The 478-nt window shown below is 54.2% G+C and carries 1 protein-coding gene; it reads right to left on the bottom strand.

What is annotated here, in order from left to right; all coding sequences use genetic code 11:
- Nucleotides 1-411, bottom strand: a 411-nt coding sequence (locus BS639_RS24605; protein WP_324615979.1) for a glyceraldehyde 3-phosphate dehydrogenase NAD-binding domain-containing protein, incomplete at its 3' end; no start/stop codon positions are given.
- Nucleotides 412-478: the final 67 nt, after the last annotated feature.

Below are 478 nucleotides of genomic sequence, written 5' to 3'. Positions count from 1 at the left end.
GCCGTAAACGACAGTGGCATCAAGATCGGGTCCACCCGGATGGGCAAAGAGGATTTTCTTCGCCCCGGCGGCCAACTGCGCCTCGCCGTCTTGACGACTGCCGTAAACGCCGGTGCAGTCGAGGACAACGTCAACGCTTAACTCGCCCCAAGGAAGCAAGCTGGCATCGGGTTGATGTAACAGGCGGATAGTGTCGTCGCCAACGGAAAGCACATCACCTTCCTGGCGCACGTCCCACGCAAAACGTCCGTGGCTGGAGTCGTATTTCAACAAGTGCGCCATCCCTTCAGGACTGGCCAACTCATTTATTGCCACAACGCTGATTTCTGCACGGCGACCAGATTCGTATAATGAGCGCAATACGCTACGGCCAATGCGACCAAAGCCATTAATTGCGATACGTATTGGCATACTTCTCCCTGTTACACGGTTGTTACCTAATTACGATAACCCTATAGTAATGCAGTGCGCCTTTGCG

Origin of the sequence: Rouxiella silvae (assembly GCF_002093625.1) — a bacterium.
GTDB lineage: Bacteria > Pseudomonadota > Gammaproteobacteria > Enterobacterales > Enterobacteriaceae > Rouxiella > Rouxiella silvae.
The sequence above is the reverse complement of the archived record's forward strand: the minus strand, read 5'-3'. Positions and strand labels throughout refer to the sequence as shown.